Raw genomic sequence first — 17,921 nt, 5'->3', positions numbered from 1 at the left:
GTACACTCCTTCGCCTTGCTTCACCTGCGCCTTGTCTAAAACTTAGTGGGCGACGCTATATTATGATTTTTAGCATAGAATAAAAAATTAAGCGCAAAATAATTAAACAAATTTAAGGAAAAAGCCCATTTTAAGCTGAATATGTACTATAATAAGCCCCTATAGTTGGCTGTAATTATAGCTCAAATGGTTGATGCACTTCTTTCACCTTTAGCAGTAGCTCCAATGATTGATTGGAGCTATACTCATTTTCGCGTTTTAATGCGCCTTATTGCGCCTTGTGCATTATTATATACAGATATGCAGACCGTTGGTGCAATTAAACATAATCCTAAGCGATGCTTAACCTATGCAAAGATGGAGCTCCCATTAGCACTGCAGCTAGGTGGATCCGATAAAACGGATTTAGTGGCTTGTGCAAAACTTGCTGCTAAATATGGTTATAGCGAAGTCAATCTTAATTTAGGATGCCCAAGTGATAGAGTTGTGTCAGGGCGTATGGGTGCTTGTTTAATGGCTGAAGCAGAGCATGTTGCGGATTGTATAGCAGCAATGAAAGAAGCAGTGACTATTCCTGTAACAGCTAAGACAAGGATTGGCATTGACCATCAAGACAGTTATGATTTTTTTGCTAACTTTGCTCATAAACTTGTTGACGCTGGATGTGATAAGTTAGTAGTACATGCTCGTAAGGCGTGGCTGCATGGATTAAGCCCTAAACAGAATCGTACTATTCCGCCTGTGCATTATGATTATGTTTATCGTATAAAAGAAGAACTTCCAGCCATTCCCATTATTATTAATGGTAATATCCTTGATTTATCGGCAATTAAGCACCATATGAATTATGTAGATGGTGTCATGTTAGGTCGACTGGCCTGTAAAAATCCCTATGCATTAGCAGCCATGCATCTTTGGTTTTTTCCTAATGTAAAGATTAGAACACGCAGTCAAATTATAGAAACCTATCTTGATTATGCTATTGAAGAATATCAGCAAGGTGTGCCATTAAGTATTTTACTTAAACCTATTTTTAATTTTGCACATGGGTTGCCTTTAGCTAAACAATGGAAGGATAAGCTTGTTTTAGCACAACAGAAAAAGGCAGTTTTTTATTTAAAAGAAGCATTAGACTGGCTTATAAACCATGAAAATGCCATGCTAGAAACTAATGAAAATAAGGTTGAAATAGCTATCAGTTAGCTTTTTGAGCTAAGTTCTTGTTTCATGACTAAATGAAGAAATATAAATTGTTATTTAATTTATTGATATTGATGAAAAAATGAAACATACATGGCAATTTAACTAGAATTCTAGTAAATTAACCAGTTTTGATGCGAGACAGTTAGAGGATTATCGAGGCAATGCTAAATACGTTGATTAAAAAGATGTTTGGTAGTCGGAACGAACGTACCTTACGACGCATGGAGAAAGTTGTCGAATCAATTAATGCATTTGAACCCTCAATGCAAAGTCTATCAGATGCAGAGCTGGCTGCAAAAACAAATGAGTTTAAAGCGCGCTTTGCAGAAGGCGAAACTTTAGATGAAATGTTAGCTGAAGCCTTTGCTGTCACGCGTGAAGTGGCTAAGCGAACACTAGAACTTAGACATTTTGATGTCCAGTTGATAGGTGGTATGGTTTTGCATGAAGGTAATATTGCTGAAATGCGCACTGGTGAAGGTAAAACACTGGTAGCTACTTTACCTGCTTATTTAAATGCGATTAGCGGCGCTGGCGTTCATATTGTGACTGTTAATGATTATCTTGCTAAACGAGATAGTGAATGGATGCGTCCTATTTATGAGTTTTTAGGCTTAACTGTAGGGGTTATTATCCCAGACATGCCTCATGCTGAGAAAAAGCAAGCTTATTCTGCTGATATTGTATATGGCACTAATAATGAATTTGGCTTTGACTATCTGCGTGATAATATGGCATTTAGCCTAGATGACAAAGTACAAAGAGAACTTAATTTTGCCATAGTCGATGAAGTTGACTCTATTCTTATTGATGAGGCAAGAACGCCTTTAATTATTTCAGGGGCTGCTGAAAATAGTTCTGAGCTTTATATTAAAGTAAATAAATTAATTCCCTTACTTAAAAAACAAGAAACAGAAGGCGATGGCGGTGACTTTACTATTGATGAAAAGCAAAAACAAGCACACTTAACCGAAGCTGGTCATCAACACATTGAAGAATTACTGGTTCAAGAAGGATTATTAACTCAAGGCGATAGTCTTTATCATGCTAGTAATATTATGCTTATGCATCATGTTAATGCAGCACTTAAAGCACATGCCATGTTTCATCGGGATGTTGATTATATTGTTAGAGATAATCAAGTCATCATTGTTGATGAACATACGGGCCGCACAATGCCGGGTCGACGCTGGTCTGAAGGACTACATCAAGCAGTTGAAGCAAAAGAAGGCGTTGCAATCCAACAGGAAAACCAAACTCTTGCCTCAATTACTTTCCAAAATTACTTCAGAATTTACAATAAACTAGCAGGCATGACTGGTACGGCAGATACTGAGGCTTATGAATTTCAACAGATTTATAATCTTGAAGTCGTTGTTATTCCAACGAATAAGCCTATGTGCAGAAAAGATGAGCCTGATTTAGTTTACCTAACTCAGCAAGATAAATATCAAGCCATTATTGAAGATGTAAAAGATTGTATTGCTCGTAAGCAGCCTGTTTTAGTAGGAACTACCTCCATTGAATCCTCAGAGTTAGTTAGTCATCTATTAAAGAAAGCAGGGATTAAACATCAAGTACTTAATGCTAAGTTTCATGAGAAAGAGGCACAAATCATTGCCGAAGCTGGTCGTCCAGGTGTAGTAACAATTGCAACGAATATGGCTGGTCGTGGAACAGATATTGTATTGGGCGGAAGCCTTTCTGCTGAACTAGCACAATTACCGGCTGATGCTTCTGAAGAAGAGCGCGCTAAGATCAAGAAAGCATGGGAAGAACGCCATCAGGAAGTTTTAAATGCTGGTGGATTGCGAATTATTGGTTCAGAGCGTCATGAATCACGCCGAATTGATAATCAGTTACGCGGACGAGCGGGTCGCCAAGGTGACCCAGGCAGTAGTCGTTTTTATTTATCTCTTGAAGATAATTTAATGCGAATTTTTGCCTCAGAGCGAGTTGCTGCAATGATGCGTCGCTTAGGTATGCAACCAGGTGAACCGATTGAACATAGCTTAGTAACTAAAGCGATTGAAAATGCACAGCGTAAACTTGAGGGACATCATTTTGACGTTCGTAAGCAGTTATTAGATTATGATAATGTTGCTAATAATCAACGTAAGGTTATTTATACACAACGTGCTTCTATTATGGCTATGACTGATCCTAAAGAAGTTGTAGAAGCCATGCGAGAAGATGTGATAAATGGCTTGGTAGATAGCTTTATTCCGCCCCAAAGTTTAGAAGATCAATGGGATCTTAAAGGTTTGACGAAAGCTTTAGCAGAAGATTTTCAAATCCAAGCGGATGTTGAGCAGTGGGTGGAAGAAGATCATCATATTCAGCCAGAACAAATACGTGAGAGAATTTTTAACTTGAGTAAAGAGCAATATACAGAAAAAGAAAATCAAGTAGGTCGTGAAATTCTCGCTCAGTTTGAAAAATCAATTATTCTACAAACAATGGATAACCATTGGCGGGAGCATTTGGCTGCTATGGATTATTTACGCCAAGGTATTCATTTACGCGGCTATGCACAAAAAGATCCTAAGCAGGAATACAAACGTGAGGCATTTTCACTGTTTTCAGAGATGTTAGAAGCATTAAAGTATGATTTAATTCGTATTTTAAGTTCAGTTAAAATCCAAAGTGAAGCAGATGTTGATGCTGCTGAAGAGCAACGACGCGCTGAACAAGTCCATCAAATGAAGTTCGTTCATGAAGATGAAGCTGCTGATAACAGTGAACCTGATACGGGAAATCTAATTCCATTTCGTCGCCGCGAAGAAAAAGTTGGCCGTAATGATCCTTGTCCTTGTGATTCAGGCAAAAAATATAAAAACTGCCATGGAAAATTAGCTTAAGCCTTAATTTGTAGGGTGCTGTAATAATGGAAAGTATACACATGCATTGGGTAATCGTTCTGATTATCTCTTTAGATTGCCTCTGAGGGTAAAGTACCCTATTGCAGAAGAAAGCACTTTCTAAACCGTAGCCTAGATAATAATTAAATATCTAGGCTAATCTTACCTTAATCAAGTTATCTTTTTATAAGTCTTAAAAATTAAAGAGAGTTACATAGGTTTTATATTAATCGATAAGTTTTAACTTCAAGTTTTCTCTCTTCTTTCTATTAACTAACATTTTTGCCTTCTACAAAAGATAGTGTAATTTTTACTATATTTGTATATATGTAATCTAATTTGCTTATATATATGCCATTAGTAAAAGAGATCATAATGGATAGAGGTGGAGAGGTTGAGTTACCGGGCTCATCAAATACTTTATTTAGCAAGGATTTTAACGGATGCTCAGCAATATATGCTAAGACTAACACGGGATTATTTGGGCTTTATCATTTACGCAGTAGTGAGGATTATGAGCCACACATAGGATGTACGCTCAATGTGCAAGATACTAATGAGCCATTTAGAAACTGGATGAGAAAATTAGCGCAAGAGTCAAAAGGAGAACAGCTAATTTTCTATATTGGCACGCCGCATAACTTTGATTATCCTACCCATTTAGAAAGTCATCCTAATGTTGGTATGGAAGGATATATAAGAAATTTATGTAAACATTACAAAATTGAAAAATTTGAAATTATTCTTTTAGATATGAGAGGCATTCAAAAAGTGGTAGTAGACAAGCAAGGATTACAATGTTGGAATAATCAAGGAAGGAAAATTGACGTATCCCATGCTCGATTTCAAACAGATGAAGCAATACTGGATAATTTTGATGCTCCAGTTCAGATACGGCTTAACTGGATTCATAAAAACATGGATCCTGATTACAGGTTAGAGGAAAAGTATGTCCTCTTACGAGACATTGAGATGTTAAGGGCAAAAATTGAAAATTTGTTTAATAATAATCCTAAAGGTGATGTTTATATATCTCATAGCCTAATTTTTATAGAATTATTGCTGCAAGCTGTCATATCTCGAAGTAATCAAGTTTTAAGCGACTTAAAAAAGGAACCTTTTTATTCCACGATAGTCAAAAAAATGAATGAAAAATCTTTTCTATCACGATGGCGAAGTCCAGATGAAAAAGCAAAGTTATCGGAGGAAATAGTTCATTCAGTTGACTGTGCTGAAAAAGCTATAAGTAAGCCTGCTGAATTTCAAAGGTCATTAGCAGACCCTGTTGTAAATTCAAAAGATAATATTGAAAAAGTGGCTATAGGTGAGCCCGTTTTTGAATATAACAAGCCAACACATTAAATTATTTGTAGTTCATTATCTACTGTGACTTATTTTAAGATCTGCTGCTTAAGTCTAATGCAATAATTATAGCTAAAAGGTCTGTAAGCATTCTAATAAAAATTTATGATAGATTTGATTGCCGTTTTAATTAAAATAAATTAAGTTTTATTAAGCTAAATTGCCAAACTGACAGATACCTTAAAGACATTAAGTAAAATAATTTTCTTTGGAGAGTTGTGAAAAAGTTAACTGGAGCTATCAATGTTGTTGTAGGTATTATTATTAATGCTCAAAACAAAGTCCTTATTACTCGAAGGCCTACGCATGTAGATCATGGTGGTCTTTGGGAATTTCCCGGTGGTAAAGTAGAAGATTTAGAAACGCCTTATGATGCTCTAGTACGAGAAATCCGTGAAGAGGTTGGCCTGTCTGTAGAAGCTGCTGAATTTTTAACTGAAATTAATTATCAGTATCCATTTAAAAGTGTAACCTTGCTGGTATATCGAATAACTAAGTTTAAAGGAACTGCTCAGTGCTTAGAAACTCAAGCAGATTTACGTTGGATTGATTTAGAAGAGTTACCAACTTATTCGTTTCCCGAGGCAAATCAGGCCATTATTAACTTGCTAGTGACTTGTTAAGATTCTACTTTAATTTCTATATTACGTGCATCGGAAAAGCCATGATCATCAACAACGCGAACTACAAAATTACCCGGTCTCGCTTGCCAAAAATAGGTTTCATCTGAGCGGGTCTTTGTTAAAAATGAATCATTTATAAACCAGTATAAAGTCTTAATATCAGCGTCAGTTACAGCCGAGAATGGTATAACTGTTTTTTGTAAACTACCTATACGAAAAATATAATGAAGATCCATTTGAGGAGATGTAATTTGTGGTTTTAAACTATTAGTTGATGTCAAAGCACAGTCTGGCTCATATCGAGGCGGCGTGCGACGAGAAATCCCTGCTTGTTTAAAAATAGCTAACAAATCAGAAGGCCAAAATTCATAAATCTCAAAACGAGTATTTTCATCAAAATGACATGTTCTAAATCCTGTTAATTTATTAATAGCCACTTCCCGATAAATATTATCTGTTTGAATAGGTGATTTACCAGGAATAAACCAAGTTTGCTCGGTATCATGACAAAACCGAGTCGGAAGCAAGCCAGACGCTTTACATACTTCTGTTTTTATTAAATTGAGAGAACTGACATTTTTAGGCAGGGAGGGTAAAGTTCCTTGTGTATATTTAATAGCATCTATCAGTTCAAAAAATAATGGAGCAGCAATATTTTTACCTACAAAAGCTGGATTGCTTTTGTTGTCAAAATTACCAATCCAAGTTATCAACACGTATGGGCCAAATATCCCAGCCGTCCAGGCATCGCGGTAACTTGATGAGGTTCCTGTTTTCCAAGCAACCGTATTAGATAAATTGTGCAAATTTGTTTTAGATAGATAACCCATAGACTGGGGCGTCTCTTTTAAAATTTCTAAAACTAAAAAGCTTGCTTCAGGACTTAACATTCTTTTGCCGGGATGACTGCTTTCATCTTGCAGACTACGTAAAGGTCGCCATAAACCGTCATTAGCAAGCATGGCATAAAGGCTGGCTAACTCGCGCATACTTAATTCAGCGCCTCCTAAGGTTAAGGCGAGACCATAATAAGATTCTGATTTTAAATTTGTCACATGAGCATCATTGAGTAAATCATATAAAGTAGGATGCGTAAGTTGGCTAGCTAAATAGATGGCTGGAATATTACGGCTAAAGATTAGCGCATCTTTAGCTTTAATAGGCCCCATAAAATCATAATCAAAATTTTCTGGATTATAGTGGCCAAAACTCGATGGAACATCTTTTAAAACCGTATATGGATGGATTAGACCTTGATCAAAAGCTAAAGCATACACAAAAGGTTTTAAGGTTGAACCGGGTGAACGTTTCGCATCAGTGCCATTAATTTGACCACTGATAGCTTTATTAAAAAAATCAGCTGAGCCAACAGAAGCTTTAATGCTCATGTCACGAACATCAACTAACAATACGGCAGCATTATAAACACCTAAATGATATTTTCTTTGAATATAATTTTTAGTAATACGCTCTAAAAGTAGCTGAAGTTTACTGTTCAAAGTTGTATGAATTGCTTTTAAGTGGGAAGGCGTAGTATGTAATATTGAGTTTACAAAATGAGGTGCAAGAAAGGGTAAGGAATGAATGGATTTCATTTCTAGTGGTAGATTCATTGCCATTTCATACTTTTTATCGTCAGGATGAAGCGCTATCCAACGGTGAAATAACTTATTGCGAATTGCCTTTAATTCTTTATTTTGCGGTGTACGTTTATTAGGATTTTGGGGTATGACCGCTAAGGTTAGCGCTTCAGGCAAATTAATTTTATCAGCGGCTTTGTCAAAATAGATTAAACTTGCAGCCCCAACCCCTTCAATATTGTTACCATAAGGCGCAAGATTTAAATAGGCTTCTAGTAATTGATTTTTGCTATAATGCATTTCCAATTGAAGAGCACGTATAATTTGTATTACTTTTCCTGATATTTTTTTTGAATTTATCCCAAATCGTAAGCGAGCGACCTGCATCGTGATGGTTGAAGCGCCTAGTCGACGTGACTTTTCAAAGTAAGTTTTCCAAGTAGCTTTAATCAGAGCGAGAGGATTTATGCCATGGTGAAAATAAAAATACTGATCTTCTTGCAAAAGGGCGGCAGAAATCAGAGTAGGGTCAATTTTTTTTAGCGGGGTAAAGACTCGATATTTATCTTCTTTACTAAGGGATAACCGTAATAATTGTTGTTCTTCATCATAAACTGCTGTAGAAAAGTCTACTTTTTTTAATAAAGGTGGAGCTGGTAAGAAATACAAAGAAGCATACGCTGTTACAATTAAAACCACGAGGACCAAGCCTGCACATGTAAAAAAATATTTCATAATGCTTGAATTTTAGCTTTTAAAAAAATAAAATGCCTTGCAACTTGAAGCATTTGCGCTGGCAGGTGCTTGCAAATTTATTTACTGGCTGAATTATATATGAACAACCCGCCCATTACTAAAAAAAAGGCCAAGATTAGTGCTTTTTTTATATTTTTATTAGGGCAAATACAGTGGACTAGTCCACCATGGGTTACTTTCCTAAAAAGAAAAGCTAAAAATCGACCTTTTTTATTTTGGTCTATCGCAACACTTTTCCTTATTCTATTTTTATCAGCAGTAGCTAGTTACATCTGGTATAGAAATTTACCCAAACCCCATTTAATTACGGCGAAGATTACAGCGCCCAAAATTACACCTATTGTAGATACCCTCGAACCAGATAATTTAATTATTAATTTTGGTTTGCAACTAGAAAAAGAATTTATTCCTAAATCGGTTGCGCCACTAGAATCAGTCACAAAAGATGTTTCTGAGCGTGTTCAATTAAGTCCAAAAATTGAAGGGGTATGGACTTGGGAAAATGATCATCAGTTAATATTTAAACCAAAAAAGGATTGGCCTGCAGGTCAAACGTTTACTCTTCAATTTGAAGAGGCTTTTTTTGCTAAAGGAACTAAGTTAGAGCGTCTAACTTATAAATTTGCTACTCAACATTTCCTAGCTAAAATAAAGGAATTTAAATTTTATCAGGCTCCCATCGATCCTAAAATTAGGCAAGCAGTAGCGACTGTCGAATTTAATTTTCCTGTCAATCCCGTTAGCTTTGAAAAGAAAATAGCCCTCTATCTTCAAGAAATAAAAAATGAAAAGCTTAACTTAGCAGCGAAACAGTTTAAATGGACAATAGACTATGATGAGCATAAAAGGACTGCTTATATTCACTCTGAAAGCTTGCCTATTACTGATATAGAACGTTATTTAGTACTTAGAATTAATAAAAGTGTACAATCTAGTACCGGCAGTGATGCTACAACACAGGAAATTACTCAAAATCTATTAATTCCTGATGTATCTAATTATTTTAAGGTGTTAAATACCGCTGCAACAATTGTTCGTAATGAACACGATAGACCAGAACAAGTTTTAACCATTGAAACCTCAATTGGGATTACCAATGAGCAAATAAATAAATCCTTGCATGTTTATATGTTACCGGCTAATTATCCAGTCACCCGCTTTGCAGCTGAGAAAGAAAATTACGCATGGCAAACACCTGGTGAAGTAACCCCGGCAATTTTAGCATTAGCAAAACCGGTACTAATTCAACCAATACCTTCAGATAGAAATTATTCAACCTTGCATAGTTATAAATTTAGTGCAAAAAGCCCCCATTATTTATATATTAAATTAGATAAAGGCACGCCTGCTTTTGGTGATTTTAAGTTGGCTAATGACTATACCACTATTGTAAAAGTACCCCAATTGCCTCAAGAAATTAGCTTCCTCCATAAAGGTGCCTTGCTTGCTTTAAGTGGTGAAAAAAAATTATCTGTTCTTGTTCGAGGCGTTCCTAGCGTTAAATTTGAAATAGCTCGCGTATTGCCTGGTAATATCAATCAATTAATTACTCAAACTGAAGGTAATTTTAATAACCCAACGTTTATAAATTATACTTTTAACCAGCAAAATATTAGCGATATTTACTCAGAAGTCCAATCATTTGCTGACAATGATTTAACCAAACAACAATATACTGCTTTAGATCTGACAAAATATTTAGCAGCCCCTCTTAATCAAGAGGGTATGAAAGGCTTATTTTTATTAAAAGCGACTGGTTGGGATATTACAAATAAAACACCATTAGATATTAAAACAAGCCGTTTAGTTTTAATTACCGATTTAGGCCTGTTAATTAAAGATAATAGTGATGGCAGTCATGACGTTTTTGCTCAGTCTATTGTTGCAGGGGAACCAGTCGGCGGAGTAGAAGTATCTGTTTTAGGTAAAAATGGCCTTCCCATTGTGTCTGGGTTTACTGATAATCAAGGGCATGTTAATTTCCCAACCCTTAAAGATTTTATTGATGATAGGGAACCTGTTGTCTATTTAGCACGCTTAGGGAGTGATGTTTCTTTCATTCCTTACAGTAATGCCAATCGGCAACTTAATTATTCACGTTTTGATGTAGGCGGTCTTTATAGTAATAATCAAGAATTACCTAGCTTAAGTGCTTATCTTTTCTCAGATCGAGGGATTTATAGACCAGGCGATTTAACTCACTTTGGCTTAATTATTAAAAAGGCTTATGCGCAAGCCCAATCACCAGAGCTTCCATTAGAAGCTGTCATTATTGACCCTCGAGGTGCAACCGTTTATGACCAAAAGTTTATTCTTGATAAGATTGGTTTTTTTAACTTTGACTTTAAAACAAATACAACGTCGCCAACGGGGCAATATTCTGTCTATCTATACACAATAAAAGACAAGCATAAAGAAGCTATGTTAGGAAGCACTACTTTTAGGGTTGCTGAATTTCAACCCGACCGGATGCGAATAACAACGAATTTATCACCCTCTAATAAGATAGGTTGGATATCACCTAAGCAAGTTACTGCAAATATTAATCTATGGAATCTTTACGGCTCACCAGCAGAGGGTAGGCGAGTTAATGGGAAAATATTACTAACCCCACAACGAGTAGAATTTGCAAAATACCCAGGTTATATTTTTGTTGATCCTTTATTTGACCCTAAAAAGCCGCCCAAAGTATATACTGAAACGCTTCCTGATAGCCAAACAAATGATAAAGGAGAAGCACAATTTAATTTAAACTTAAACCGTTTTGAGCACGCCACTTATCAATTAACTTTTTTTGCACAAGGCTTTGAAGCAGAAGGGGGGCGAAGTGTGGCAACTCAGATTAAAACATTAGTAAGCCCACTTCCGTATTTTGTTGGCTATAAACCTGATGGTGATCTTAGCTATATTAAACAGCATAGTATACGTAATCTAAATTTAATTGCCGTTAACCCTGAACTTAATACCAAAACAGTTAATAATTTAAGAGCGCAATTATTGTCACTGCGGCCTATAACAACACTGGTTAAAAATCCCAATGGGACTTACCAATATCAATCCGTCATTCAAACAAAAGCAATAGATACGAAGCCTTTATCTATTAATGAACAAGGAACTACTTATACGCTTCCTACTGATCAAATTGGTGACTTTGCCTTAAGCATTTTAAATGACAATAATGTGGAAGTAAGTCGAGTTAAATTCTCTATTGTAGGAGAGAGCCAATTACCTTTAGCTAAAAATGCTGAGCTTAATATCAAGCTTAATAAAACAGAATTTAATGCAGGAGAAGATATTGAATTGCAAATCACATCTCCCTATACAGGCTCAGGTTTAATCACTATTGAGCAAGATAAAGTATATGCCTTACAATGGTTTAAGACAGATACAACAAGTTCAGTGCAAAAAATTCATATTCCTGAAAATTTTCAAGGCAATGGCTATGTTAACGTCGCTTTTATTCGTGATTGGAATTCGCCTGAGATATTTATTAGTCCTCTTAGTTATAATGTTGTTCCATTTACAATTAATCATGACGATCGTAAGGTTCATATTCAACTTAATACAACTAAGTTAGTAAAACCTGGTGATAATTTAATTATCAACTATAGCACTGATAAGCCTGGGAAAATTATCGTCTTTGCTGTTGATGAAGGCATTTTACAAGTGGCTAACTATTTAACGCCTGACCCACTGGCTTTTTTCTTTCAAAAGCGCGCCCTAGAAGTGCTTACTCAACAAACGGTTGACCAAATTTTACCAAAATATGTTAGAGAGCGAGAGCTATCAACCGTAGGAGGCGATGGCGGTGAGGCACTTTTAACTCAGCATCTTAATCCATTTAAACGAAAAAATGATCTCCCCGTTGTGTTTTGGCCTGGAATTCTTGCTAGTGATGCTACTCAACATGAGTTAGTTTATCAAATACCTAACTATTTTAATGGTAGTATTAAAATCATGGCCATCGCCGTGACGGATGATGCTGTTGGCTCAGCTGATAAGCAAGTAGTAGTGCGTGGTAATTTTGTTATTATGCCCAATGTACCTACTTTTGTTGCCCCTAACGATGAATTTGAGATAACAGCTAGCATTGCAAATAATGTGGAGAATTCAGGCTCAAATGCGCCCGTTACTGTTAAATTAAAAGCCTCACCTAGCCTTACGATCCTCGGCCCTGACTCAACAATTATTAATATTAGTGAAGGTCATGAGCAAATGGTTCGCTTTAAATTAAAAGCCAAACCTGATTTAGGGAATGCTAATCTTACCCTAGAAGCTTACTTAGGCGATAAATCGGGCAAGATTGATAGCACCTTAAGTATAAGGCCCGCTAGTAATTTTATAACTGTTATTGATAGTGGGGCATCTAAAGAAAAGAAAAAAACATTTACGCTTAATAAGAATTTTTATACCGAGTATCATCAAGCCGAGATCGCTACGTCTACTAGTCCACTTATTTTAGTCACTGGTTTAGAACGCTACTTAGATAATTTTCTTTATGGCTGTACCGAACAACTTACCAGTAAAGCCATACCTTTATTAGCAATGGCTAATCAGCCTTGGTTTATTCAAGATAAAAATAAGATTAACGAAAGAATACAAGATACTGTGCAATTATTAAGACAACGTCAAATGTCTAATGGCAGCTTTAGTTATTGGCCGGAAGTAAATAATGACATAAATGATACGTTTGCAACGATTTATGCCATGCATTTTTTAACTGAAGCAAGAAATCAAGGATATGCTGTGCCAACGGAGATGTTATCGACAGGCATCAGTTGTCTTAAAGATTTCGCTTCCCGAAATGCTAGTAACGATGAAACAGCGCGACTACAAGCTTATGCTATTTATATTCTAACTCGTAATGAAATTGTAACTACCAATTATCTAATTAATTTACAATTATATTTAGATAAAGATAAAACACTTAATTGGCAAAAAACCATCACCGGTGCTTATATTGCAGCTACCTATAAATTACTGAAAAATGATCGGATTGCTTCGCAATTAATTGATCGTTATCAAATACAAAGTGTAAATTTAAAAAATAATGACTTTTATAATGCCAATGTTTCAGACGCTCAATATTTATATTTATTAGCACAACATTTTCCTAGTCAATTAGAAAAACTAGGCGATAAATTAGTTTTACAACTTATTAAAGCGATTAATAGTAGCGATATAAATACTTTATTTTCTGGGTATATGAGTTTAGCTTTAGCTTCTTATAATCAGGGCGTCCAGCTTAATACAACTGAGCCATTAGTCATTACTGGAGTACTTAACAATAACCAGCAAAAAATGCTAGACACAGCAAATAACACTTATAAAAAATTAACTTTAAGTGATACTTTAAAACAAATAGTGATTGATAACCCGAATAATCAGCGTTATTTTTATCAATTAACCCAAGCAGGGTTTAATAAGCAACTTCCAATAAAAGAAATTAGACAAGGCTTAGAAATTTATCGAGAATATTTATCTCTAGATGGTAAGCCAATTACTCAACTTCCTTTAGGTAACGAAATTGAAGTTCGTATCAAAATAAGAGCTTTAGATAATCAATTTGTTAATAATGTTGTGATTCTAGATTTATTACCTGGCGGTTTTGAAGTAAATAATGACTCTATTAATTCAGAAAATATAGATTATATTGATTTGAGAGAGGATAGGGTGATTTTATTTACTAGTGTAGGAAGTGAAACTAAAGAAATTCGTTATCGAATTAAGCCAACGAATGTAGGGCAGTTTGTTGTGCCGCCTATCTTTGCAGAATCAATGTATTATCCAGCTATTCACGCCCAAGGAAAGCCAAATACTATTTTAGTTACTACACGTTCGATATAGCAACAGAATGTTCTTAGGTTGTTGCCTTTATCTAAAATGTTACTTTGAATAGGGTATTCCTTGACTGGCAAAGTATTATTAACCAACTTATTAAATTTAATTTCTTGCCTTCTATGAACCTAAATTAGTTATTCACAAATTTTGGGGATAACTAATTTATGATGTGCATGTTAAATTTAGCACATTACCATTATGTACAACATTATTTTGTTCAGCAAATATCCAACTAATCATTAAACAAGTAGTTTTATAATCGGCCACTTATGTGACAAGTTGACTAACAGCTACATCAATTTTAAGAACAAATGCACATTGCATGATCAAGACATGCAAAAGATTAGACACATTCAAGACAAATAAAAGATACGGATGTCATTTTGGCAAATGAAACCTTTTACGCGCTGGCTAAAATAATATTTATTTTAATTTTAATTCAGAGTCCGGCTTTCTTAAGTCTTGTGTAAATATATCATCAGTTAATTTTTGGACCTTGTACATTCCATAAGCAGCAGCACTGGCTATAATTCTATCTCCTAGTCGGCCATCAACTAATTCTTTACCTACTTTCTTAGCGAAACTAGAATCAGCTAGTTTTATACCTGCTTGTCTAAAAAAACTATATATAATTAATTTATCTCTATGTCTAAAGAGGTGATTAATTTTATCAATTTGTAATAATTTGTCGATAAATGTATATTATAAAGTCAAATCAAAAAAGAGATTTAACCTAAGGCAATTTTAATCGGTTTACGTAGAGCAAGTTCAGTTTGATAGTTCATAAGCTATTTGCTGACTAACCAGCAGGATTTTGACAGAGGATACATTATAAGATGGTAATGGTTAGCCACATTTTTTGAATCCATGTGTCAATAAGCAATCTACGATAGCCTAATGTTTTGATATAATTTGTACGATATTGTTTTTTATATGATTTTTATATGGTAACAATATTATTATATTGAAGTCACATGCTACACTTTTGGAATATAAAAGCGAGGCTCAGGACATGTCTACAAAAATCTCAGAAATGATTGCTCAAGAAGATATTCCCGCTATTTCAATAAATGAGGAAGGAATAATAACCCAGATTAATGAGACATTTCAGAAGGTATATGGTTGGAACAAGCAAAGCCTTGTAGGCAAACCTCTTTTTATCATCATCCCAGAAGAATTTCATACAGCCCATGATATTGGTTTTTCGCGCTTCTTAAAAACGGAAAAACCTACACTACTAGGCAAACCCTTATTACTTTCTATTCGGCATGCTACTGGTGGGACATTGTTTGCTGAACACACCATTTATGCTGAAAAAAAAGAGGGTAAATGGATATTTGGTGCACTAATTAGACCTACGGAGTCTGAAAATGGCGGAACTAAATAATCAGCAAATAAGTCATTTACGTAACACCATTACAAAAATGGAGCTTATATTCAATGCTATTGATGAGGCAGTAATTTGGGTTAATAAAAAAGGCAATATTCAATGGTGCAATAAGGTTTTTGATGATCTGATTGGCAAGCCCCACATTACTTTGTTAGGTAAAAATATCATCGAGCTATTCGATCTTATGAGGATTTATCCTGCAGATCCAGCTTATGGCAATGAGCAATTATTTAATTTACATATGGATAGATGGATGGATTTCGAATTTTACTTTCTTGATCAAGAAGAGGAAAAAATTTTCCGAATTTCTGTAAGAAATTTTGGTCTCGAAGAGGAAGAAAAATCCTATCTTATTGTTATTCGCGATATCACAGAGCAGAGGAAAGCTCAGAAACAATTGGAGCACCTAGCACATTATGATCTCTTAACAAATCTTCCAAACCGTCGGCAATTTGAAACTCACTTTCAGCGTGAGCTTGCAAAAGCACAACGCTATAACCGTAAATTTGCTGTTCTATTTATCGATGTCGATCATTTTAAAAGGATTAATGACACCTATGGGCATAAAATTGGCGACTTATTTTTAGTAAAATTAGCTGAACGGTTAGCTCATTCTATTCGGGGTGAAGATTTTGCTGCACGTATGGGTGGTGATGAGTTTATTGTTATTATTTCTGAAATTAAGAACTATAGTAGTGCAAAAATAGCTACGCAGAAAATTTATAAAGCATTAAATACAACTTATAATTTATCAGGAAATAAAATTGAGGGTCGCGTCAGTATAGGCATAGCCTATGTTCCAAAAGACGGTAAAAAAATAGATGATATTATCCATGCGGCTGATCAAAGAATGTATCAAACTAAGAAAGCTAACAATAATTTTCTTCGTATCAAATAAGATGGATAATTTCTTTATCTCAAAAAGAGAACCCACGAAACGGAGATAAATTAAGATTTTCTTCGGATGAGCCCTAAATGATCTGTTTTCGCGCTCGAGACGGTGCTGTGCAAAATAAAGCTAGCGCATAACCACTAATTTTATAACCTATCTATGAGTTCTAAAAAATTACCTGATTTTAATAAGTGATTACTCTAATAACAGGAAACCCTAAGTTATTTGTTTTAATTGAACTATAATTTAAAGCATTATCTGTTAAATAGTGTTAAATCATATTGTAAAGATCATGATAAAAAAGAGTGTTGTTTGATCAATTTAAGACAAAGGGCATTCCTATGAGAAATCAATTAACTGATCTGATTGTCAGCCGGCTAACTGAGGCCAAGGATCACCTCAAAAAAGAATTTTTTATGGAGCACCCTATAAAAGTAGCTCGCCATTTTGTATTGGATAATCTTTTGCCCACTGAAATTGCCGAACAAATATATGCGAACTTTCCTAAACCAAATCAAATGCATTTATTGAGCATCTTTGGAAGATTAAGATTAAAGTATAGCCATTTGAAAGATACACATTCCTTACTGCAAGATATTAATGCTGCTATTCAAGATCCTAAAGTGGTTGCCATCATTGAGGAAATCACAGGAATTAAAAATCAAATACCTGATCCTACCCGTTATGCAGGAGGAATTAGTACGCTACTTAAAGGCTACTATATTAATCCTCATATCGATCATTCACATGATGTAGAAAAAAAACAATACTATCGAGTAGTCAACGTACTCTATTATGTTTCTCCTAATTGGCAGCTAGAAAATGGTGGGAATTTTGAATTATGGGATGAATCAATTAAAAATCACATCATTATTCCATGCTTGTTTAATCGCTTAGTAGTTATGGAAACAAATCGTAGCTCTTGGCATGCTGTTAACCCAGTTTTATGTGACGCGCCTCGATGCTGCGTATTCAATTACTTTTTTTCTGAACAGTCGCCTGAAGGCGAGGCGTATTTTTTTAAAGCGCCTTCGTATAGAGCACGGCCTGAACAAAAAATTCGTCGTGCAATCGATTTTGTAAAGGGTCGTTTCCTGCGACTTGCAATTGAGAGGCGATAATCTAGAATTTAGTAAATTTTCAGCAAGAAAGAATATTAAACAAACGAATCTAGTCTAGAAGAGATTTATAACATATAGTCTGGGAACCTCAGTTATAAGAGGCCCCATCTAAATTTGAGCATAAACAATCCAGTTTCTAGTACTTGCAGATACAACCGCGAGTACCACGGTGACAACGAACCCCATTTACATCACGGCACCACTTGCCTATTTTATTCTGTTGGCAGACACAGTTTCGCGTACCGGCGTTGCAAATTTTCCCATCTATCCCTATACATGGGCTTCCTGGCAT

9 protein-coding genes are annotated in these 17,921 nt (G+C 35.2%); 8 read left to right on the top strand and 1 reads right to left on the bottom strand.

Annotated features, from left to right (window positions below; translation table 11 throughout):
* The first annotated feature begins 186 nt into the window (after nucleotides 1–186).
* The 4 genes from dusA (at nucleotide 187) to mutT (ending at nucleotide 6,049) form a co-directional block, all read left to right on the top strand.
* Nucleotides 187–1,203, top strand: coding sequence for a tRNA dihydrouridine(20/20a) synthase DusA (dusA, locus tag ACQUW5_RS01050; protein ID WP_444989604.1), 1,017 nt, complete (start codon nucleotides 187–189; stop codon nucleotides 1,201–1,203).
* A gap of 161 nt (nucleotides 1,204–1,364) precedes the next feature.
* A complete protein-coding gene (gene secA / locus ACQUW5_RS01045; RefSeq protein ID WP_444989158.1) occupies nucleotides 1,365–4,064 on the top strand; it encodes a preprotein translocase subunit SecA in 2,700 nt (899 codons plus the stop codon).
* Between the two features lie 375 nt (nucleotides 4,065–4,439).
* Nucleotides 4,440–5,426 (top strand): hypothetical protein, encoded by a 987-nt coding sequence (locus ACQUW5_RS01040; protein ID WP_444989156.1) that lies wholly within the window; start codon nucleotides 4,440–4,442, stop codon nucleotides 5,424–5,426.
* A gap of 218 nt (nucleotides 5,427–5,644) precedes the next feature.
* Complete coding sequence (gene mutT, locus ACQUW5_RS01035; RefSeq protein WP_444989154.1) at nucleotides 5,645–6,049, top strand: 8-oxo-dGTP diphosphatase MutT; 405 nt, start codon at nucleotides 5,645–5,647, stop codon at nucleotides 6,047–6,049.
* On the opposite strand, the gene pbpC is transcribed toward mutT, so the two are convergent.
* Nucleotides 6,046–8,328, bottom strand: coding sequence for a penicillin-binding protein 1C (pbpC, locus tag ACQUW5_RS01030; protein ID WP_510175237.1), 2,283 nt, complete (start codon nucleotides 8,326–8,328; stop codon nucleotides 6,046–6,048). The two genes, mutT and pbpC, sit on opposite strands and share 4 nt — an antisense overlap.
* Nucleotides 8,329–8,463: 135 nt before the next feature.
* Here pbpC and ACQUW5_RS01025 point away from each other — a divergent pair, with 135 nt between their 5' ends.
* The 4 genes from ACQUW5_RS01025 (at nucleotide 8,464) to ACQUW5_RS01010 (ending at nucleotide 17,629) form a co-directional block, all read left to right on the top strand.
* Complete coding sequence (locus tag ACQUW5_RS01025) at nucleotides 8,464–14,232, top strand: alpha-2-macroglobulin (RefSeq protein WP_444989151.1); 5,769 nt, start codon at nucleotides 8,464–8,466, stop codon at nucleotides 14,230–14,232.
* A 1,006-nt stretch (nucleotides 14,233–15,238) separates the two neighbouring features.
* Nucleotides 15,239–15,613: a PAS domain-containing protein gene (locus ACQUW5_RS01020; protein WP_444989149.1), complete on the top strand. Its 375-nt coding sequence runs from the start codon at nucleotides 15,239–15,241 to the stop codon at nucleotides 15,611–15,613.
* Nucleotides 15,597–16,514 carry a GGDEF domain-containing protein gene (locus tag ACQUW5_RS01015; RefSeq protein WP_444989147.1) on the top strand — a complete coding sequence of 306 codons (918 nt, stop codon included), beginning with the start codon at nucleotides 15,597–15,599 and terminating at the stop codon, nucleotides 16,512–16,514. Before ACQUW5_RS01020 ends, ACQUW5_RS01015 begins: the two co-directional genes overlap by 17 nt.
* A 335-nt stretch (nucleotides 16,515–16,849) precedes the next feature.
* On the top strand, nucleotides 16,850–17,629 hold the full coding sequence (locus ACQUW5_RS01010) for a 2OG-Fe(II) oxygenase (RefSeq protein WP_444989145.1): 780 nt from the start codon (nucleotides 16,850–16,852) through the stop codon (nucleotides 17,627–17,629).
* Nucleotides 17,630–17,921 lie beyond the last annotated feature (292 nt).

The organism is Legionella pelazae, assembly GCF_052527395.1.
This window is presented reverse-complemented; position numbering and strand designations above follow the sequence as displayed.

Coding starts and splice junctions, on each gene's coding strand:
- ACQUW5_RS01025 (WP_444989151.1), top strand. CDS start 8,464: ATGAACAACCCGCCCATTACTAAAAAAAAGGCCAAGATTAGTGCTTTT.
- ACQUW5_RS01040 (WP_444989156.1), top strand. CDS start 4,440: ATGGATAGAGGTGGAGAGGTTGAGTTACCGGGCTCATCAAATACTTTA.
- ACQUW5_RS01010 (WP_444989145.1), top strand. CDS start 16,850: ATGAGAAATCAATTAACTGATCTGATTGTCAGCCGGCTAACTGAGGCC.
- ACQUW5_RS01020 (WP_444989149.1), top strand. CDS start 15,239: ATGTCTACAAAAATCTCAGAAATGATTGCTCAAGAAGATATTCCCGCT.
- ACQUW5_RS01015 (WP_444989147.1), top strand. CDS start 15,597: ATGGCGGAACTAAATAATCAGCAAATAAGTCATTTACGTAACACCATT.
- secA (WP_444989158.1), top strand. CDS start 1,365: ATGCTAAATACGTTGATTAAAAAGATGTTTGGTAGTCGGAACGAACGT.
- dusA (WP_444989604.1), top strand. CDS start 187: ATGGTTGATGCACTTCTTTCACCTTTAGCAGTAGCTCCAATGATTGAT.